The sequence below is a fragment of the Pseudomonas sp. genome (genome assembly GCF_035512415.1).
In the GTDB taxonomy this organism is placed as follows: Bacteria; Pseudomonadota; Gammaproteobacteria; order Pseudomonadales; family Pseudomonadaceae; genus Aquipseudomonas.
In genome coordinates, this window is record NZ_DATKDZ010000015.1 from 125,479 (window position 1) to 146,195 (window position 20,717).

Sequence of the window (20,717 nt, forward strand, 5' to 3'; positions counted from 1 at the left end):
CGCCGATGGCTCGAGCTTGCGCGGCGTACTTCAATCGAGGCCGTTTGCGCAGCGATATGCAACCACTCTGGCGTATCTCTTATGTCACGTCTTTTACACGGCTGTAGCCTCGACGGCTCCTTTGCCTCCGCTCCTTGCGGGTTTTCCGCACTAGCCGCATCACTGCACTACCAGGCGACGACGCTGGGTTTGCATCCGCACACCAGTGGCGATGATCCAACTGATAACGGGTTGGGGTTTACCCTGCGTCATCCCGACCTAAAACCTTTGCGCGGGGTTATTCATGGCTGGCCTGACGGCAGCTCTGCGGGTGTCACCGAGCACACCGTGCAGGCCGCCTGCGGGCTGATGTCGGTGCATGGCCGGGCCAGTGGCAAGGCCCAGGGGCTGGGCGTGGATTATGTTTCGACCCTGAGCGCGAGCCTGGCCTTGCAAGGGAGCTTTGCCGCAGCACTGGGACAGTTGCGCGGCGGCGACTTCAGCAGAGTTGAGACCTCCATGGCCGCGGCTGGGGTGCTGGGTATTGCCCAGTATCTGGCGGGCGCGACTGCGGGGGGCGAGGCTGAGCGCCTGTTGCCGGGGGCTAGCTGCGCGAAGAATCGCCCGCCCTTTGTCTCGGTCGACGGTGTGTCTTTCGAGCTGGAAACCCTGGATGCCGAACCTTGGCGGCGTTTCTGGGCGGCGGTGGGCATTGATGCCGAGCAAGCCGGGCAAGGCTGGAAGGCCTTTCTGTTGCGTTACGCCAAGGCCGTTGCACCTATGCCGCCAGTGTTTCGCCAGGCCCTGGCGCGCTTGTCGATGGCGCGGATCAGCGCCTTGTGCACCTTGAGTGGAATGGCTCTGTGCCCAGTGCGCAGCCTCGCCGAGCGTCGTGCCGACAGCGACCTGCCCGGTCAGCTGGAGCAGGGTCCCTGGGCTTTTGACGCCAGCGGTGCGGGCGGCAAGGCGCTGCCCTTGTTGAATGGCTCGGCACTGCCTTTGAGCGGCCTGACGGTGATCGAGTCCTGTCGCCGGATCCAGGGTCCGCTGGCCGGTCATCTGTTGGCGCTGCTGGGGGCCGAGGTAATCCGTATCGAGTTGCCTGGCGGTGATCCGCTACGCGGTATGCCGCCCTGTGTAGACGGGGTGTCGGTGCGTTTTGACGCCCTCAATCGGCACAAGCAGGTGCGCGAGCTGGACATCAAATCTGCCGTCGGCCGCGAAGAGCTTTATGAGCGAGTGCGCGATGCCGATGTGTTCCTGCACAACTGGGCACCGGGCAAGGCCGCTGAACTGGCTCTGGATCGCGTCGACCTTGCTCGGGTCAACCCGGCGCTGGTGTACGCCTATGCCGGAGGCTGGGGCCATGACCGTCCGGGTGAGGCCTTGCCGGGTACCGATTTCGTGGTGCAGGCCTGGTCCGGGGTTGGTGAGCAGATTGGCCAGGCATCGGCTACTTCGGGCGGTTCGTTGTTTACCGTGCTTGATGTGCTGGGTGGTGTGGTCGCCGCCCAGGGGGTCGGCGCGGCCTTGCTGCATCGGGCGCTCAGCGGTCAGGGCGTACGTGTCGATAGCTCGCTGCTTGGTGCCGCTAACTTGCTGTGTGTGCAGCAACTGCAAGGGACGGGGAGCGCCAATAGCAGTCTGCTCAAGGGCGTTTATCCGACCCGCGCCGGGTTGCTGGCCATTGACTGCCAGAGCCAGTCCCAGCTTCAGCAACTGGAAAAAATCCTTGCCTGTGATCTGCACTGCGACCCTGAAGGGCGTGATGGGCTGATCCGCAGTGCCCTGGCGTCGCAGCCCGCGGCTACCTGGCAACAGCTGTTGGGTGCCGCTGACATACCGGCCTCCGTGGCCGTAGAAGACCTGTCAGAGCTGGCTCAAGACAGGCGATTGAAGACGTGTTTAAGCGTGAATGCCTATACCTCGGTCAACGCTCACTGGAGTTTTCGATGAATAACGCAGGCATTATCGATCTGGTTCCCGCCGACGTTCGCAGTGTTTGGGAACGCGACGGCACCTACCCCAATCGTTCGGTCTACCAACTGTTTCGCGCGCATGCCCTGCGTGCGCCGCAGAAACCGGCGGTGCTCTCGCCCGAAGGCAGTTTCAGCTACGGTGAGTTACATGACGCCGCGCTACGTCTGGCCGCGAGCCTGCGCGCTGCGGGCATCGTTGCCGGCGACGTGGTGGCTTACCAGCTGGCCAATAGCTGGCGCAGCTGCGCCATCGACCTGGCCGCTGCAGCCCTGGGCGCTGTGGTCGCGCCCTTTCCCCCAGGGCGAGGCAGCCTGGATATCCAGGCCCTGGTGCGCCGCTGCGATGCCCGAGCGGTAATAGTACCGGCGCAGTACGCTGGCATCGATCTATGCCAGGTCGTCGAATCCCTGCGTCCGACCCTGCTCTCGCTAAGGGTGTTGATCGTCGAAGGTTGTCCCCCGGACGGCTGGCTTAGCCTTGAGGACATGCTCCAGGGCGAGCCATTGAGCGAGGCGCAATTACCCACGGTTTGCCCTAACTCCCCGGTGCGTTTGCTGGTGTCCTCAGGCACCGAATCCGAACCCAAACTGGTGGCTTATTCCCACAACGCTCTGGTGGGTGGGCGTGGGCGTTTCCTGCAGCGCATTCACCCAGAAGGTGAAACCTTCTGTGGTCTGTACCTGGTACCGTTGGGTTCGTCCTTTGGCTCCACGGCGACCTTTGGCAGCCTGTCCTGGCTGGGCGGTTCAATAGCAGTGTTGCCGCAGTTTGACGTCGGTGCAGCGATCGAGGCCATTGAGCAATTGCGCCCGACCCATATTCTCGGAGTGCCGACCATGCTTCAGCGCATCGCCGCTGATGCCCGCCTAGAGCAGGTCGACAAGTCCAGCCTGCTGGGCCTGATCTGCGGGGGGGCGCTGATTGATGAAGTAACCGTGCGCCGCTGTGTTGAGGCCTTCGGTTGCGGTTTTATCAGTCTCTACGGTTCGGCGGACGGGGTGAACTGTCACAACACTCTGGACGATGCTCTGGATGTGGTGTTCTACAGCGTCGGTCGGCCGAATCCGGCGGTCTGCGCAATCAAGATCTTCGATGAGCAAGGTATGGAGTTGCCTCAGGGGAGCATTGGCGAAATCAAGGCGCGCGGTCCGTTGAGTCCCATGCAATACGTCAATGCCCCGGAGCTCGACGCCCAGTACCGCGATGCCGAAGGATGGGTCAACACTGGTGACCTGGGTTATATCGACGCCGATGGCTACCTGATTCTGGCTGGGCGCAAGAAGGACATCATTATCCGTGGCGGTGCCAATATCAGCCCGGTGCAGATCGAGACCCTGGCTACCGGCCATCCGGATGTGGTCAGCGTTGCCTGCGTGGCGGTGCCGGACCCGGATCTCGGGCAGCGAGTGTGCATCTGCGTGTCCCTGCGCGACGGTGCCCCGCGGTTCTCCCTCCGCGAACTCACCGACTACCTGCGTGAGCAGGGGCTGGAAGTCAACAAGCTGCCGGAGTACCTGCGCTTCTATCGGCAACTGCCGTTGACTCCGGCGGGCAAGATCGACAAGAAATCGCTGGCTGCCGAAGTGGCGTTTCTCGAAAGCGGGGCAGGCGTCGCATGTTGAGTGCACAGCCATTGGCCGCCAGCGCGGGCAGTGCCGAGCTGGCCCGTCAGGTCCGGAACTTTGTCGACGAGCGCATTATTCCGCTGGAAGCCGAGCTGGCGGCGGAGCCCCGACAGGCCGCCAGGCGTATCGCCGAGCTCAGCGCCGAAGCGCGCAACGTCGGGCTCTGGGGCAGTTTCTATCCCCAGGCTCTTGGCGGGCGCATCGCCAGCTTGCGCGACTATCTGCTGGTGGCCGAGCAGGAAGGGCGCTCGGAGTACGCTCCGGCGATCTTCGGTGACGATGCCACTCTCGATTTGCACATGCTCACCCGGCATGCCAGCGAGGAGGTTTGCCAACGTTTTCTCGCACCTTTGGCGGCGGGAACGCAGGTCACCAGTTACGGTATGTCCGAGCCCGACAGCATCGGCTCAATCCCCGCGACCATGAGCAGTCACGCCGAGTTTGTCGATGGCCACTGGCTGCTGAACGGACGAAAGTGGTTTATCTGTCGCGCTGAGCGTGCTGCATTGGTCACGGTTATCGCCCGCACAGGTTCCGGCCCCCTGGACAACGCCCTGTCGATGTTGCTGGTGCCCAGCGATGCGCCGGGGTTTCGGGTGGAGCGGCCGTTGTCGATCCTCGGGCGCTTTACCGGCCAGGGCGAGCTGTCTTTTGAGCAGGTGCGGGTTCCACCTAGCCATGTCCTGGGGCAGCCAGGGCAAGGACTGGCGTTGATGCAGGAGCGCTTGGGGTTGGGGCGGGTTTTGCGTTCGGTGCACTGGCTGGGTCTGGCCCAGCGCTGTTTCGATCTGATGTGCGCACGTATCCACTCAGCCCGTGGCCAGCAGGCTCGGTTGGCGGATAAACAGCTTGTGCGCCAGCGAGTGTTCCGGGTCTACCAGGCGATTGCCAGCGCTCGTGCGTTGTTGCAGGACGCCGCCGGTAAATACGATGCCGGAGTGGCCAGCAGTGTCGAGGTCAACATCGCCAAGGTCGCTGCCTCACAGGCCTTGAGCGAGGCGGCGGATTCGGCAATCCAGATCATGGGAGCGGAAGGCCTGAGTGAGTTGTCGCCGTTGTCGGGGATATACCGCACTGCGCGTACCACCCATATTCTCGATGGTACCGACGACGCCCTGACCAGCGCGGTGGGCCGGCAGTTACTGGACAACTGCAGCGACACTGGGCTGGATTTTGATCGGCCGTCACTGGTCGCAGGAGTGGTTAGATGACCGGGCGTGCTGTTTCGCGAGGTTGGTGGTTGCGGTTGGTGCTGACTGCCGCCATGGCCTTGCCGATGCTGATCTTCTACGCCATTGGCAGTCTGGGTCCGTTGATAGTGGCAGATCTCGACGTGCCGACCCACTGGCTCGGTTGGCTGGTCATGAGTGCGTTCGGCTTTGCCGCGCTTCTGTCATTGTGGGCTGGGCCGTTGGTTAATTGGCTGGGTAGCCGGCGGGCACTGGCGCTGTTGTTCTGGAGTACGGTGGGCGCTTATGGATTGCTCGCCTGCTTGCCGGGATTCTTCGGCGTGATGATGGCCCTGGCGGTTTGCGGGATTGCTCAGGCGTTGGCCAACCCGGTAACCAATCTGCTGATTGCCGAGCGCGTCGAGCACCGGCACAAGGCGGCGGCGGTCGGTTTGAAACAATCCGGGGTGCAGGTGTCGGCACTGTTCGCGGGCTTGCTGCTACCCATATTGGCGCTGAATTTTGGCTGGCGTGGAGCCCTGGCGAGCCTGCTGCTGCCGGCCGTGCTGCTAGCATTTCTCGGTCCGCGAGCTGCACCTCGGGAACATCATGACAAGCCTTTGCGTTTTGCCGTTGCTCGCCCCAACGGGCGGCTGACGCTGTTGATGAGTGTGCAGCTCTGCGTGGGTATTGTGCTTTCGTCGTTCGTGACCTTTCTCGGGGTATTCGCCGCGGGGCAGGGCATGTCGACAACCTCGATCGGCGGTCTGATCGCCGGCTTTGGCGTTATGGGCATTGTCGCGCGGACGTTTCTTACGCCGTTGGGCGCTCGCATGGCTGAAGAGTCCTGGCTGCTGCTGCTGCTCCTGCTGCTGTCGAGCCTGGCCTTGTGGCTGACCTCCCTGGCCATGCCAGGCAGTCATTGGCCGCTGTGGGCCGGAGCCCTGGGTATGGGGCTGACTGCGGTGGCGACCAATGCGATTGCTATGAGCATGGTGTTGCGCGATCCGGCTTTCGGCAGCCCTGCACCGGCTGCTGGTCTGCTTTCGGTAGGCTTTTTCAGCGGCTTTGCCTTGGGCCCGGCGTTGTTCGGGCTGGTGCAGAGAGGGCCCTGGAGTTTTGCCCAGTCCTGGTTGGCGCTGATCGGCGTGCTGTTGGTGGGGGGCTTGCTGAGCCTATTGTTGTCCCTGTTGCGGCGACGCCACAGAAATAGCGGAGAAGTGGTGCTTGAGCCGTCGGTGAGCACAGTTAAATGAGCGGTTTCGAAGTGATCGAGCGACCTCTTGACGACATTGAGGCCCGGCAGGCCATTCAGGCTATCTGCCTGCGCCTGGATCAGATCAGCGTTGTTTGTGGACAGGGTTTTCCGCTGTATTGCTCAGGCGCTAAGGGGGCCTGGAAGGTTTCTGCTGGCGGCTCCTGGATGGGTGGTTTCTGGGCGGGCCTATGGTGGTTGCGGGCCCTGTACAGCGGGCGTCGCGAGGACCAGTTGCAGGCGCTGCGGATTGCCGAGCGACTGCGGAGCAAGCTCGATAGTGCCAGCCACCATCGCAGCCTGATTTTCTGGTATGGCGCGGGCATAGGCTCGCGCCTGCTGGATAATCCCATAGCCGGAGAGTTGGCGGCGCAGGCCTCGGAGCACCTGGCGCGCGCTTTTAACCCTTTGTTGGGATGCATTCCCCTGGGCCGCGACCTGGGCGGCGGCTCGCGTGGTGACTGTAGCCTGAGCATCGACCCGCTGGCGGCGACCTTGCAGTTATTTTCCCTCAGTTCCGAGCCGCGCCTGCTGGGTCTTGGCCGTCAGCAATTGCAGGCGTCCTTTCACGCCTGTGCTGGTTCGGACGGTGCCTGGAGCAGCCACGCATATTCTCAGCTGGGGCAATGGCGGGCCGGCGACAACCCGGGAAACTGGTCCCGAGGGCAGGCCTGGGCCTTACTGGGCCTGGGTACCGGGGCGCGCTTGTACGGTGCGCTATTCAGCTCCGATGCCGAGCGGACAAGTCGCTACTGGTTGCTCAGTAGAGGTCTGTCCGTACCGGTCAATCGCCTTGACCAACCCCAGGGGGGGAGTGACCCCTGTTCTGCGGCGATGGTGGCATTGGCTCTGCAAGGATTGGCCATAGGGACAGACGGAGAGGCGCTCGCGCGTCAACAGGCAGGTCAACTGTTGGCGGCGATAGTCCGTAGCGCAGATTTCGAGGATGGCCGCTTTATAGGACACTGCTATCGGACCGCAGCGGATGTGGAACAGAAGGTCGAGTCAGCCTGTGGCAGCTTCTTTCTTTTGGCCGCATTGCTGGCCTGGAGCGGGAAGCTTGATCCGCGATTGATCTGATAGGCCGTGGAAGAAGGGCAGATGCTGCAGTCTTGTGCTGCTCTGTTTGAGCCTTTATCCAGTCCGGCAACCAGGAAAGCTCATGCCGGGTTCGGCAGCCTAAGGGCTGCCTAAGCGTGGGCAACCCACGGCGTACTTCCAAAGCACTATTGCGCGGCATAGGCTGGGGCATTGATGCTTGCTTGCCGAACTCCGCCAGGGCCAATACCAACCATGTCTGCTCGCGCCGCACCTTCTGAACACCCCGAGCCGCAGCCCGATTGCCGGCGGCTGGGCAATGGTTTGCGGGTGATCCTGCTGAGCCAGCCGGGTCTGGCCAAGGCGGCGATCAGCCTGCGGGTTGCCGCCGGCAGCCATGACGAGCCGCTGGAGTATCCGGGGCTGGCGCATTTTCTCGAACATCTGCTGTTTTTAGGCAGCGCTGGTTTCGCTGGCGAGCAGCGGCTGATGCCCTTTGTGCAGGCCTGCGGCGGCCAGCTCAATGCCTCGACCCAGGCGCATCACACCGATTACTTCTGCGAGGTACCGGCGCAGCGTCTCGAAGACGCCCTGGCACGGCTGCTGGATATGCTCGCCAAGCCCTTGTTCGAGGCCGAGGCGCAGGTGCGCGAACGCGAGGTGGTGCACGCCGAATTTATCGCCCGCGGTCAGGATGCCGGCACCCTGATCGGTACGGCACTGGGCCAGGCCCTGCCGGTGGGGCATCGCTTTGCCGGCTTTCAGGCGGGCAATCGAGAAACCCTGGCGGTCGAACAGGCGGACTTTCAGCAGGCGTTGCGGGCCTTTCATCAGACCTTCTACCGGGCCAAGAACCTGACCCTGGTGCTGCTGGGGCCTCAGCCGGCGGAGCAGCTATATGCCCTGGCCGAAGCCTATGGCGCGGCCCTGGGTAAAGGCGACGGCCCGCTGCAGTCAACGGCTGCGCCACTTTTGCCGCTAAGGGCGCAGCACTTGCAGCTATGCCTGCCGGCGGATGCCCCTAGCCTGCAGCTGTGTTTTGCCCTGGAGCTGCCGCGCCCGACGCAAGCGGGCGGGCTGAGCGAGGCGCTGGATTTTCTCCAGACCTGGCTGCTTAGCGAATCGCCAGGTGGCCTGCTGGCCAACCTGCGGGCCGCGCAGCTGTGCCAGGGCCAGGAGGTGCGCAGGCTGTATCAACATAACGAGCAGGCCTTGCTGCTACTGAGCTTTGCCGGGGTAGAAGGCGCGGAGCAGGCGCGCTCAGGTATTACTGCGGCGCTGCAGAGCTGGCTGGAGTTCTTTGCCGAGGCTGACTGGGCGACGCTGCGAGACAGCTACCGGGCGATCCGCCAGAGCCAGCGGCGCAGCCTGCAACCCCTGGCGCTGGCGCGTTACTGGCAGGAGGGCCTGGCCGTTGGCGGCAATCCCCATCGCGCGCTGACCGCCCAGGGCGAGCGCAGCTTGCGTGCCGTGCTCGGGCAGATGCACCAGCCAGAGCGGCTGATCGAGCTATTGGTAAGCGAGGTCGTGCAACCGCTGTGGCCTAGCTCGGGTTTTGCCCTGCGCATGGTCGCCATGCCGCCTTGCTCGGCTGCAACGACCGACTGGCGCTGGCAACTGCCGGCCGCCAATCCCTTTTTCGCGGCTGAGCCGTTGCCGGCACCGCCGCTGAGTTGCAGCGCCCAGCTGCGCTGGCTGGCCGCGCCGGATAGTCAGGCGGACGGGCAGGGCGCGCTGTACTGGCGTTGCTGTTTTGCCGAACCCCTGCCGCTGCAGATTGCCCAGGCCGTGGCTCAGGAGGCGCTGCGGGAAACCCAGGCCAGTGCCGCCCAGGCGGGTGTCAGCCTGCACCTGTCCGCCGCGAGTGCAGGGCTGCAGCTGGTCTTGCAGGGGCCGGTCGAGATGCTGGTCCGGGTGGCGCAGCAGGCGTTGCCTGGTCTGCTGGAGCCGACAGAGGCGGCCTGGCAGTTGGGGATGCGCCAGGCCCAGGGCAATTTGCAGCAAGGGCAGATGCCGATTCGCCAGTTGTTGCAGCGCTTGCCCGGGTTGCTACAGACACCCGACAAGGTGGCCGACTTACCCAGCCTAGAGCCGTTGCAGGCGCGCTACCGCCAGGTACGCCTGGAAGGCTTGGGCGTGGGGTTGCTGCCGTCCGGGCAGCGCGCGCTCGAAGCGCTGTTCGCTAGCTTTGCGCCCCTGGTTCCGGCTGCCGCAGGGCGCGCCGTCGAGGCCGGGCGTTACTGGCTGCATGACAGGTGCGACAGCAGCGAGGCGGCGCTGCTGCTGTTCTGCCCGCAACCGGCTGTGGATGCTGCCAGCGAGGCCGCTTGGCGGCTGCTGGCGCATCTCTACCAGGGGGCGTTCTTTCAGCGCCTGCGTAGCGAACTGCAAGTGGGCTATGCGGTGTTTTGCGGTTTTCGCCAGGTGCAGGGGCAGGCGGGCATTCTCTTCGCCGTGCAGTCGCCGCATGCCTCGACCGAGCAGATCCTCGGCCATATCGAAGACTTTGTGCAGGCCCAGGGCGAACGCTTGGCGGGCCTGGACGATGGCGCAATCGCCCAGGCCGCCGCGCAGGTACAGGCCCAGCTGCAGAGTGCCGCCGACAACCTGGCTGACTTCGCCGAGCAGCACTGGTTGCTGCATCTGGCCGGGCTGCCGGCCAGCCATGCTCCGGCTGTGGTGCAGGCCCTGGGTGGCTGCGAGCGGCAGATACTGCTGCGCAGCCAGGCGCTGCTGAGCCAGGGTCGCGGCGGTTGGCGCGTGCTGGCCAATAGCGCGCCGCCGGCCAAAAGCTGGGTTGCCCTGGGCTAAGACCCGCGCTTCTCCCCCTGAAAAACATAAATATTGGCTATGTCCCAATTAAGTGTTGCCAGCAGTGCTGGCGGATTCTGCAAACCCCGTAGGAGCGGCGGGGACGCCGAGTCCTTGGCCGCGATGTTCTTCTATTGACCTCGATTCGCGGGCAAGCCCGCTCCTACAAAGGCTGAGCGTGTCGACAACAGCTAACTCAGACATAGCCTAAATCTTTGGCCAGCCCACCTTGCCGTGGGCTAGCCGTTCTGTGCGTTTACCCCTCTGCTGGCGGCCCCCGGGTATTACGACCTTGGGCCTGGTTCTTTCTGCTCAGGGTCAATGGTCGCAGCAGTCGTACACCTTTACGCCTGCGCCGGTGCGCCAGGCCAAGGCAGCAGCCAAGCAGTGCCATAGCAGCATATGGCCACTGCCAGGGCTTTTCGATAATCGCCTCCGACCCGACTGACTGATTAGTCGTTCCTCAAGCGGAGAGCGTTATGAACAACAAGAAGATCGCCTGCACCCGATTCCTGCCTCTGGCACTGACTGCCGCCGTGGCCCTGGCTACGGCCCAGCAAGCCGCCGCGGAAATCGTCCTGTATGATAAGGACGACACCACGTTTTCCACCGATGGCTATATCAACGCCTTCTATGTGAACAGCGATGTGGATCGCGAGGGCGACACGTTCGACCGCCGTCAGTCGCGGGTAAAAATGGGCTTTCTGCCCAACTGGATCGGCTTCAACTTCGGCAAGCAGATCGACGATCTGAAGCTCGGTGGCCGCTCCTCGTTCTGGGTCACCATCAACGACAGCGAGCAGAGCGGCACCGACACCGCCATCGACGTGCGCCAGTTCTACGGCACCGTCGGCAGCGAGTGGGGCGAAGTGCTGGTGGGTAAGGACTTCGGCCTGTTCGCCCGCTCCAACATCTTCCTCGACGAACTGCTGTCCGGTTATGGTCAGGTCAGCGACACCCTGGGTCTGGTCGACTTCGGCGGCGTGTCCTTCGGCAATATCGGCAGCGGCTACCCGTACCCGTTCCCCACCGCGCAGATCACCTACCGCAGCCCGAAAATGAGCGGTTTGCGTGTGGCCGCCGGGATCATGGACCCCTACGACTCCAACCAGATCGACGGCAATGGCAAGGCCTACCAGGAGAGCCCGCGCTTCGAAACCGAAGTCACCTATGAGTTCGAAGTGGGCGGCGCGAAGATCTACTCCTGGATCAACGCAGCGCAGCAGACTTCGGACAACACCGACTCCGACGTCGACTCGGTCACCTCCAAGGGCCTGGGTTACGGTGTGCAGGCCAAGATGGGCGGCTTCTCGGTAACCGGTTCGGGCTTCCAGGCCGAGGGCATGAACCCCTTCTATACCAACAACGCCGGTGAAGCCACGCTGCGCGAAGTGGACAGCGACGGCTACCTGCTGCAGACCTCCTACACCTTCGGCAAGAACCGCGTGGCGCTGTCCTACGGCAAGACCGAAGACGACGGCAACGGCCTGGGCACTGCCGCCGACTACGAGACCCGCGGCATCGCCTACTTCCGCACCATCAACGACAACCTCAAGCTGGTGGCCGAATACAACCAGTTCGAGATCGACGCCGCCAGCGGCAGTGGCCTCGACGAAGACACCAACACCTTCGCCGTGGGTGCCGTGCTGAACTGGTAAGCACGCGGTAGCTCCGGCTGGCGTCGAATGCCGTTCACTTGGTTTGAGTGAGCGGCATTTTTTTGCCTGGCTGGATCGGCAGCGGTTGTTGGGCTTCGCAGGCCTACGCCGCCCGCCCCGTAGCCCGGATAAGCGCAGCGCCATCCGGGGCATTGCCATCCGGTATGGCGGCCCCCCCGGATTGCGCCAAGGCTTATTCGGGCTACGGAGGCCGGGCAGGGCGCAGAACGCGGTTTTCAATCTGCTGGATGTACACGCTCTATTGCGAGGTAAATATGGAACTCTACAGTCTTGATCTGTTGCTGATTCTGTTGCCGATGACGCTGTTGTTCATGGCTTTACCGATTTTCCTCAGGCGCTGCCTGTAAGTCGGCGCGGCGCAGGCCTGCTACTTAGGGAGTAGGCCGGCGCTACTCAAGTGGCATGGGGGGCGCGGGCCGAGCTTCGTAGAATGACCCCAGGCTATCTAGGTTTATTCGCGGGGCAGGCTATGCAGCAGGAAATGACCGACGGCGTCGTAACCGCCATGTCCTGCGCCAGCGATGTCGAACTGGTGGCGCAGGAACTGGCACGGCAACTGATTCATCCCCACCTGGGCTTCGTACTGTTCTTCTGCTCCGCCGAATACGACCTGCAGGGTCTCGGCGCGGCGCTGGAGCAGCACTTCGGCGGGATCAACCTGGTGGGCTGCACCACGGCCGGCGAGATCACGACCCAGGGTTATGGTCGCGGCTGCGTCAGCGCGGTGGGTTTCGATCACCGCAGTTTCTCCATCGCCAGCGGCCTGATCGACGAGATGGAGCGCTTCAGCCTGATCGACGCCCAGCAACTGGTCGAGCGCCTGGTCAAGGACTGCCGCACCAACGAACTGGCCTCGATCAAGGGCCACAGCTTCGCCCTGACCCTGCTCGACGGCCTGTCCAGCCGCGAGGAAGTGGTGCTCGGTGCGCTCAGCGCGGCCCTGGGCAGCATTCCGCATTTCGGCGGCTCGGCCGGTGACGACAACCACCTGACCCACACCCACGTCTACTACGGCGGCCAGTTCCATACCGGCGCGGCGGTGGTGGTGCTGTTCAACACCTGGCTGGATTTCGAGGTGTTCAGCACCCATCACATCGAGCCCAGCAGCGACAAACTGGTGGTCACCCGCGCCGACAGCGCCAGCCGCCGGGTTTATGAACTGAATGCCGCACCCGCCGCCCAGGAATATGCCGAACTGATCGGCGTGCCGCTGGAGGCGCTGGATCATCGGGTGTTCGCCGCCAACCCCCTGGCCGTACGCATCAGCGAGCAGTACTACGTACGCTCGATCCAGCGGGTCAACGAAGACCTCAGCCTGACCTTCTACTGCGCGGTGGAGAACGGCATCGTGCTCACCGCCATGCAGCCCGGGCCCTTGCTGCCCAACCTGGAAGGGGTGTTCGACGGCTTGCGCGAGCGCCTCGGCCCCTTGCTCCTGACCATCGGTTGCGACTGTTTTCTGCGTCGCCTGGAAATCGAAGACCACGGCGGTGTCGAGCCGGTCTCGGCCTTTCTGCGCAGCCAGCCGGTCATAGGCTTCAATACCTACGGAGAGCAGTTCAATGGTATGCACATCAACCAGACCTTCACCGGAGTCGCCATTGGCCGCCCCGGTCGAGGCTGATGTCGCCGAGCTGCAGGCCCGCTGCCAGGCCCTGGAAAAGGAAAACCACAAGCTCAAGCGCATCAACGCCGCCCTGATCGAACGGGTCGAGTCGGTGCACTCGCGCGGCGACGACGCCTACGCCGCCTTCCAGCATTCGGTGGTGCTGGCCGAGCAGGTGCGCGAGCGCACCGATGCGCTGAACCAGGCCATGGCCGAACTGAAATCCAGCAACCAGCTCCTTAGCGACGCCCGCCTGCGCGCCGAGACCGCCCACCAACACCTGATCGACGCCATCGAGAGCATCTCTGACGGCTTCGTGCTGTTCGACCGCGAGCAGCGCATCGTCCTGTTCAACAGCCGCTTCAAATCCTTCTGGGCCCACAGCCGCGCGCGGATCAACGCCGGCACCCGCCTGGCGGAGATCAAACGCCTGAGCAAGAGCACCGGCCTGGTGGTCGAGGAGCAGCGCGGCAAGGACGGCGAGCATATGCTCTATCGCCTGCGCGACGGGCGCTGGGTGCAGGTCAGCGAACGGCCGACCCGTGAGGGCGGCCTGGTGATCCTCTACACCGATATTACCGAGGTCAAGCTCAACGAAACCCTGCGCCGCGAGCAGGCCCTGGCGCAGAAGTCGCGCCTGCTGCAGCGCGCCGTCGACAACCTGTCCCAGGGCATGGCCATGGTCAATGCCGAGGGCCAGCTGGAACTGTGGAACCACCGTTTCCTCGACCTCTGCGGCCTGGCCCCGATCAACGCCCACCGGCCTTTTGCCGAGGTGATGGCCGACAGCGAGCTGGCCCTGCTGACCCCGGACAGCCGCGACGCCAACGGCAAGCCCATCGAGGAACTGGAGCTGCACCTGTTCGACGGGCGCATGCTCGAAGTGCGCACCCATGCCTTGCCCACCGGCGGTTTCGTCAACACCTTTACCGATATCACCGAGCGCCACCGGCATGCCGAGGCCTTGAGTGAGAGCGAGCGCTGGATTCGCCTGATCACCGACCATGTGCCGGCGCTGATCGCCTACCTGACCGCCGATCTGGTCTACGAATTCACCAACAAGGTCTATGAAGAGTGGTACTGCTGGCCCCGCGGCGCGATGCTCGGCCAGAGCCTGCGGGCGGTGCACAGCGAGGAACATTGCCGGCGTCTGGAGCCCTATATCGAACGGGCGCTGTCCGGTGAGAGCGTGACCTTCGAGTTCGCCGAAACCAACCACAGCGGTCAGGAGCGCTACATGCTGCGCTCCTATGTGCCGAACCGGCAGGCCAGCGGCGAGGTGGTCGGCATCTTTGTGCTGATCCGCGATATCACCGAGCGTCGGCGCACTGCCGAGGCCCTGCATCAGGCCTATCAACACCTGGAACAACGGGTGCGCGAACGCACCGCCGAGCTGACCACGGTCAACCAGCAGCTGCGCCGCGAGATCGACGAACGCACGCAGATGGAGTCGCGCCTGCGCGAGGCCAAGGGCGAGGCCGAACAGGCCAACCTGTCGAAGACCAAGTTCCTTGCCGCGGTCAGCCACGACCTGCTGCAGCCGCTCAATGCCGCCCGGCTGTTTACCAGTGCGCTGCTGGAGAAGGGCGAACTGGCCGGTCACGCGCCGCTGGTGCGCAACGTCAGTAACTCCCTGGAAGACGTGGAAAGCCTGCTCGGCACCCTGGTGGATATTTCCAAGCTCGACGCCGGGGTGATCAAGCCGGATATCGCCCCCTTTGCGGTCAGCGAACTGCTGGAAAACCTCGCCGCCGAATACCACCAGATCGCCGGCAGCGAAGGCCTGCGCCTGGACTTTATCCCCAGCTCGGCCCTGGTGCGCAGCGATATCCAGCTGCTCGCACGGATTCTGCGCAACCTGCTCAGCAACGCCATTCGCTACACCAGCAGCGGGCGCATTCTGCTCGGCTGCCGGCGGCGTCGGCAGAGCCTGTCGATCGAAGTCTGGGACACCGGCATCGGCATTGCCGAGAACAAGCTCGGCGAGATCTTTCAGGAGTTCAAGCGCGGCGACATCACCCACCGCAAGCAGGACCGCGGCCTGGGCCTGGGCTTGGCCATCGTCGACAAGATCGCCCGCATGCTCGGCCACCGTATTCGCGTCAGCTCGCAGCTGGGCAAGGGCTCGATGTTCGCCATCGAGGTGCCGCTGACCACCCGCGCGCCACGGCCGCGGGTGGTGCAGGATACCCCCGATCTGCTGCTCGAACGCCTCAGCGGCTCGCGCATCTGGGTGCTGGATAACGACGCGGCGATCTGCGCCGGCATGCGCACCCTGCTCGAAGCCTGGGGCTGCCAGGTGGTCACCGCACTCTCCGAGGAAGACCTGGCGCGCCAGGTCGACAACTACCACGCCGACGCCGACCTGCTGATTGCCGACTACCACCTCGACGACGGCCACAACGGCGTCGACGCCGTGGCCCTGATCAACTCCAGGCGCAGCACGCCGCTACCGGCGCTGATGATCACCGCCAACTACAGCAACGAACTCAAGCAGCAGATGCGCGAACTCGGCCATACCCTGATGCACAAGCCGGTACGGCCGATGAAGCTGAAAACGGCGATGAGCCATCTGCTTGAGCAGGGCCGCAGTTAGCGCCGCGGCCAGCCCTGTCGCGTACGCAACGGCGACCAACCCTACACAGGGCAACCGCAGCAGATTGAGCAATGATTATTGCGAGAACGCACACTAGAGCGACTCTTGCAGCTGACCACGCAGCGTGACCAGTTCCTGCTTGAGTGTACCGATCTGTTCCAGCGACAGACCGCTGGCCTTGAGAATACAGGCGGGCAGGGTTTTGGCCTGGGCATGCAAGGCGCGGCCCTTGTCGCTCAGGTGCAGGTGCACCACGCGTTCGTCCTGGCTGCTGCGCACACGTTGCAGCAGGCCTTCGGCTTCCAGGCGCTTGAGCAGGGGGGTGAGCGAGCCGGGATCGGTGAGCAGGCGCGCGCTGATTTCGCCGACGGTGATGCCCTCGGTTTCCCACAGCACCAGCATTGCCAGGTACTGCGGATAGGTCAGGCCCAGGGCCTGCAGCAGCGGCTTGTAGGTCTTGGTCATCAGCAGCGAGGTGGAATAGAGGGCGAAACACAGCTGGTTATCCAGCAGCAGTTCGGCGCAGGGCTCCACTTGAGTGGTCATGGCAGTGGCCTGTAAGAGTCTGTGGTACGCATAAAGCTATCGCGCAAACCGCTATTGCGCCAGCTGTGCGTCGAGGCGGGTGCAGACCGTTGTCCGCACCTTAGTTAAATCAGCCGCAGGACAGGCGGGTGATTACCCCTTGGTCGTCGACGTTCAGGTTGAGGCGTTGGCTGTTGTACTCCAGGGTCACCATGCTGCTTGGGGTGAGTATCCGGGCGCTGTTGGCCGCGGCTTGCAAGCGGGCCTGCTCCAGCAATGCGGGGGTGGCCACCTGACCCTTGAGGGGCTCCACCGCCGCCGAAGTACAACCCAGTGCCGGGTTGACGGCAGGCTGCGGCGCTGGGGTGTTGGTGCTGCTGCAACCGGCGGCGAACAAGGTGCTGGCGAGGAGCAGGCTGAGCGAAAGCGTGTGGGTCGACATGAACTCTCCTTGGTAAACGAGGTGTCTACCATAGCAGCTCAGGACCGAGATGCCTTTAGCCTGGCCGGGTAACGCTCAGGCAAGTAGGGGGGATTTCAGCGATCTGCACAGCGCCGCGTGTCTGCAAGCGGGCAGAGGATTACCTCAGCGATTGCCCAGGCGCGGGCACAAGAGCGGCCCGCGCCTGGGCTGTTGTTGCGAGGTAACGAAGGGGGCCGCTAGAACAGCGCGCGACCGTGATCCAGTTTCTGGTCCACCAGCCATTTGCCGTGGGCCAGGGAGGCACGTTGGGCCTTGTCCAGTTCATCGAGGAAGGCATAGTCCACCGGCAGAGTCAGGCGCTTGCTGGTGTGGCCCACTGGGTCGGTGATATGACAGCCGCCGGCCCAGGGAGTGGGAATGCCAGGATGTTCGAGGATGTCGGTGCTGATGCGATGGTCGCGGTGGACGCAGTGCATGACGGTCATGGGCTTGCCCTCTTGCTGGGGCTGTGACCATCGGCCCCGGCACAGGCACTGGATAGTGCGAGGCGATGGTTCAGCCTGGTGGTGACAAAGCCAGTTGCGACTGGCTGCTAACACCATAACCCAGCTGGCAGAGGGGTGCGCCCGAACCGACAAACGCACAGGGCCGACAATGGCCGGCCCTGTGTCTGTTGCGGCAGGTTACTCGGCGGTTTGCGCTGCCCTGGCCTTGCCCTTGGGCGCAAAACGCGCGGCCAGGCGCATGGAGGCGGTCACCACGCGCTGGTAGAAGGCCGGCAACAGGCGCTGCATGCCATCCAGGGCGTAGGCGTCCGGGCCGATCAGGATGCGCCGCTTGTTGCCCAGCACACCGTTGATAATCACTTGGGCGGCTTTCTCCGGGGTGGTGCGCAGCAACTGGTCGTTGAACTGCGTACGGGCCTGCTCGGCATCCTGGCCGGTAACCTTGCTCAGGCTGTCGTTCATCCGCGCGGTGATGGCGATATTGGTCTTGATTCCGCCCGGGTGCACGCAGCTGGCCGACACGCCGCAATCAGCCATATCCAGCTCCTGGCGCAGCGACTCGGTAAAGCCGCGCACGGCGAACTTGGTGGCGTTATAGGCGCTCATGCCCGGCTGGGAGAACAGGCCGAAGACGCTGGATACGTTGACGATATGGCCGCTGCCCGACGCCTTGATATGCGGCAGGAAGGCCTTGGTGCCGTGGACCACGCCCCAGAAGTTGATGTTCATGATCCACTCGTAGTCGGCGTATTCATTGCCTTCCACGGTGCCGCCCTGGGCTACGCCGGCGTTGTTGAAGATGGCGTTGACCTGGCCGAAGTCGGACACCACCTGATCCGCCCAGGCGTGCACGGCCTCGCGATCGGCGACGTTGACCAGGGTTTCGCTGACCTTCACTCCAAGTTTGCGTGCCTGGGCGACAGTCTGCGCCAGCCCTTCGGCATTCACATCGGAGAGCGCCAGCTGGCAACCCTGGCGCGCCAGGCCGTAGGCCAGGGCGCGGCCGATACCCGAACCGGCACCGGTGATGGCGGCTACCTTGTTTTCGAACGACTTCATGCGCTGACCTCCTGGGCAGTCAATGGGATGGCGTTGCTTTGCGCCGGATGGGCCGCCTGCTTGCGGCTGAAATGATAGGCCGCCGGGTCGAAGGTGCGTGTCAGCAGGCGAAAGCGCCAGGTGAAGCCGGGCCATACCGTGCAGTTGCGCCCGCTAACCGGGTGCAGGTACCAGCTCACGCAGCCGCCGGCGTTCCAGACGGTATTGCCCAGGCTGCTTTGCAGCTTGCCGTTGAACTTGTCCTGTACCGTCTGTTTGACTTCCAGGCTCTGCAGCTGCTTTTCGCCAATCAGCTTGAGCGCACCGAGCACGTAATGGATCTGCGACTCGATCATGTAGACCATCGAGTTATGCCCCAGGCCGGTGTTCGGGCCCATCAGGAAGAACAGGTTGGGGAAGCCGGCAGTCAGCGTGCCTTTGTAGGCCTGTGGGCCTTCTGGCCAGGTGTCGAGCAGGTCGACGCCGCCACGGCCGAACAGCACGCCGCGCGGCAGAGGGTCGCTGGGGGTAAAGCCGGTGCCGAAGATGATGGTGTCGATCTCGCGCTCCTGGCCATCCACCGTGCGGATGCTGCCCGCGCGGATTTCCTCGATGCCATCGGTGATCAGGTTGACATTGGGCTGCGTCAGCGCCGGGTAGTAGTCGTTGGAGATCAGCACGCGCTTGCAGCCCATCAGGTAATCCGGGGTGACCTTGGCGCGCAGGACGGGGTCCTTGATCTGCTTGTTGATGTACCACTTGCCGACTTTCTGGGCGAGGGTCATCACCTTGGGCAATATGGAGAAGCCAATCACCCGGCTTTCCAGCATGGCGTAGATCACCCCGCGCCAGAGTTTCTGCAGCAGCGGGAATTGCTTGAAGCGGTCACGCTCGCGATCGCTGATGGCGCGGTCCGGCTTGGGCATGATCCAGGGGGCGGTGCGCTGGTAGAGGTCGAGTTGGGCAACCTGCTTCTGGATTTGCGGCACGAACTGAATGGACGAGGCACCGGTGCCGATCACCGCCACTTTTTTACCCGTCAGGTCGTAGTCGTGGTCCCACTGTTGGGAGTGGAACACCTTGCCCTTGAACGTGCTCAGGCCATTGAGGGCCGGGATCGACGGGGTGGACAGTGCGCCCATGCCGGATACCACGAACTGCGCGGTGTAGCTGTTACCGGCGCGGTCGCTGATGTGCCAGCGTTCTTCCTGCTCGTCCCAGGCCATGCGGGCGATTTCGGTATTGAGCAGGGTGTGGTTGCTCAGGCGGTATTTTTCCCAGCAACCTTCCAGGTAGCCCTGGATCTCCGGCTGCTTGGCGAACATGCGCGTCCAGTTGGGGTTCTGCTCGAAGGAGAAGGAGTACAGGTGCGATTGCACATCGCAGCCGCAACCGGGGTAATTGTTGACCCGCCAGGTGCCGCCGACGCCGGCTTCTTTCTCGAACATGAGGAAGTCGTGTTCGCCTTCCTGTTTGAGGCGGATGGCCATACCCAGGCCGGAAAAACCGCTGCCGATAATGGCAACCTTGCAATGACGGGCAGAACCGGGAGGTGAGACGGAGGCATTCATGGCCAAGCTCCTGTTATGGTTATTGTTGGCGTATACAGCTGTGCACTAAAGTAGACAGTTGTATACTCGCCAGCAAGGGCCTCCAACACCAACCAACTTTTAGCTAGGGTTTGCCATGTACGCCGATTCGGATGAGCGTCAGCAGGACGCGGAGAAGACCACCGAAGCCCCGGGCAAACGCCTGCTGCTGGACGCAGCGTTACGTCTCACCTCAACCAGCCGCAGCCTGAGCAATCTCGGCCTGCGCGAACTGGCGCGCGAGGCCGGGCTCAATCCCAACACCTTCTATCGCCACTTCAAGGATGTGGATGATCTGGGCCTGACGGTGATTCGGCAGATCTCCGCCCAGTTGCGCCAGCCCTTGCGCGATCTACGTCGGGAGGCGGCCGAGCGAGCGGTGCAGTCGACTCAGGCAAGCTCGCCGATGCTGTTTGGCATCGACTTGCAGCGCGGGCGGCGGGTCTGTCATGAAACCGTGCAGCTGTTCTTTGATTTTGTCGCGCAGAACCCCGAGGCCTTTATTATCGGTGTGCGCGAGCTGCATGGCGCTTCACCGGTGTTGCGCACGGCGCTGCAGAACATCATGGATGAGTTCGGGGCCGATATGGCCGAGGACATCGTGGCCTTCAAGCTGATGCCGGATATGCTCGACCCCAGCGTGGTCTTGCAGGTCTCCAACCTGATCAGCCGTAACCTGTTTCAGTTATCCCTCGACTATATCGGCCAGCCTGAGCGGCGCACGGCGATCTGCGCCCTGGCCGAGGAGCAGATCGTTATGCTGTTTACCGGTGCCAGTGTGTTGCAGAGCCTGGGCCAACTTAAATTGCCAGTCGAGTAGGCGGGCGGCCTCTGGCACACTGCTATCAATCAAGCTGCTGTCACAGGTCTGGGCTTACCCTGGTTCTGCGCCATTGC

15 protein-coding genes are annotated in these 20,717 nt (G+C 63.5%); 10 read left to right on the forward strand and 5 right to left on the reverse strand.

Annotated elements, in window-relative coordinates; genetic code table 11:
• The first annotated feature begins 81 nt into the window (after window positions 1–81).
• The 9 genes from VMP31_RS09545 to nahK all read left to right on the forward strand — a co-directional run bounded on the left by VMP31_RS09545 (window position 82) and on the right by nahK (window position 15,738).
• Complete coding sequence (locus VMP31_RS09545; protein ID WP_325506433.1) at window positions 82–1,935, forward strand: CoA transferase; 1,854 nt, start codon at window positions 82–84, stop codon at window positions 1,933–1,935.
• Entirely contained in the window at window positions 1,932–3,581 is a 1,650-nt protein-coding gene (locus tag VMP31_RS09550; RefSeq protein ID WP_325506435.1) for a class I adenylate-forming enzyme family protein, read from the forward strand. The genes VMP31_RS09545 and VMP31_RS09550 overlap by 4 nt, the downstream gene beginning before the upstream one ends.
• Window positions 3,575–4,795, forward strand: coding sequence for an acyl-CoA dehydrogenase (locus tag VMP31_RS09555; RefSeq protein ID WP_325506437.1), 1,221 nt, complete (start codon window positions 3,575–3,577; stop codon window positions 4,793–4,795). The genes VMP31_RS09550 and VMP31_RS09555 overlap by 7 nt, the downstream gene beginning before the upstream one ends.
• Window positions 4,792–6,009, forward strand: a complete 1,218-nt coding sequence (locus tag VMP31_RS09560) for an MFS transporter (RefSeq protein ID WP_325506439.1) — start codon at window positions 4,792–4,794, stop codon at window positions 6,007–6,009. Before VMP31_RS09555 ends, VMP31_RS09560 begins: the two co-directional genes overlap by 4 nt.
• Window positions 6,006–7,088 (forward strand): glucuronyl hydrolase, encoded by a 1,083-nt coding sequence (locus tag VMP31_RS09565; protein ID WP_325506441.1) that lies wholly within the window; start codon window positions 6,006–6,008, stop codon window positions 7,086–7,088. The genes VMP31_RS09560 and VMP31_RS09565 overlap by 4 nt, the downstream gene beginning before the upstream one ends.
• A 213-nt stretch (window positions 7,089–7,301) precedes the next feature.
• Window positions 7,302–9,857: a pyrroloquinoline quinone biosynthesis protein PqqF gene (gene pqqF / locus VMP31_RS09570; protein ID WP_325506443.1), complete on the forward strand. Its 2,556-nt coding sequence runs from the start codon at window positions 7,302–7,304 to the stop codon at window positions 9,855–9,857.
• Window positions 9,858–10,336: 479 nt separating this feature from the next.
• Window positions 10,337–11,515, forward strand: a complete 1,179-nt coding sequence (locus tag VMP31_RS09575) for a porin (protein WP_325506445.1) — start codon at window positions 10,337–10,339, stop codon at window positions 11,513–11,515.
• A 490-nt stretch (window positions 11,516–12,005) separates the two neighbouring features.
• Window positions 12,006–13,160: a nitric oxide-sensing protein NosP gene (gene nosP / locus VMP31_RS09580; RefSeq protein WP_325506447.1), complete on the forward strand. Its 1,155-nt coding sequence runs from the start codon at window positions 12,006–12,008 to the stop codon at window positions 13,158–13,160.
• The gene (nahK, locus tag VMP31_RS09585; RefSeq protein ID WP_325506449.1) at window positions 13,099–15,738 is read left to right on the forward strand and encodes a hybrid sensor histidine kinase/response regulator NahK/ErcS'; all 2,640 of its coding nucleotides are present in this window, start codon (window positions 13,099–13,101) and stop codon (window positions 15,736–15,738) included. Before nosP ends, nahK begins: the two co-directional genes overlap by 62 nt.
• A gap of 93 nt (window positions 15,739–15,831) precedes the next feature.
• Here nahK and VMP31_RS09590 read toward each other — a convergent pair whose 3' ends face one another.
• From VMP31_RS09590 to VMP31_RS09610, 5 genes are all read right to left on the reverse strand, one after another.
• On the reverse strand, window positions 15,832–16,284 hold the full coding sequence (locus tag VMP31_RS09590; RefSeq protein WP_325506451.1) for a MarR family transcriptional regulator: 453 nt from the start codon (window positions 16,282–16,284) through the stop codon (window positions 15,832–15,834).
• A 109-nt stretch (window positions 16,285–16,393) separates the two neighbouring features.
• Window positions 16,394–16,705, reverse strand: coding sequence for an I78 family peptidase inhibitor (locus tag VMP31_RS09595; protein ID WP_325506453.1), 312 nt, complete (start codon window positions 16,703–16,705; stop codon window positions 16,394–16,396).
• A gap of 218 nt (window positions 16,706–16,923) precedes the next feature.
• On the reverse strand, window positions 16,924–17,172 hold the full coding sequence (locus tag VMP31_RS09600; RefSeq protein ID WP_325506455.1) for a hypothetical protein: 249 nt from the start codon (window positions 17,170–17,172) through the stop codon (window positions 16,924–16,926).
• Window positions 17,173–17,370: 198 nt separating this feature from the next.
• A complete protein-coding gene (locus VMP31_RS09605) occupies window positions 17,371–18,252 on the reverse strand; it encodes an SDR family NAD(P)-dependent oxidoreductase (protein WP_325506457.1) in 882 nt (293 codons plus the stop codon).
• Window positions 18,249–19,802 carry an NAD(P)/FAD-dependent oxidoreductase gene (locus VMP31_RS09610; protein WP_325506459.1) on the reverse strand — a complete coding sequence of 518 codons (1,554 nt, stop codon included), beginning with the start codon at window positions 19,800–19,802 and terminating at the stop codon, window positions 18,249–18,251. Before VMP31_RS09610 ends, VMP31_RS09605 begins: the two co-directional genes overlap by 4 nt.
• Window positions 19,803–19,917: 115 nt before the next feature.
• Here VMP31_RS09610 and VMP31_RS09615 point away from each other — a divergent pair, with 115 nt between their 5' ends.
• Window positions 19,918–20,640 (forward strand): TetR family transcriptional regulator, encoded by a 723-nt coding sequence (locus VMP31_RS09615; RefSeq protein ID WP_325506461.1) that lies wholly within the window; start codon window positions 19,918–19,920, stop codon window positions 20,638–20,640.
• Window positions 20,641–20,717 lie beyond the last annotated feature (77 nt).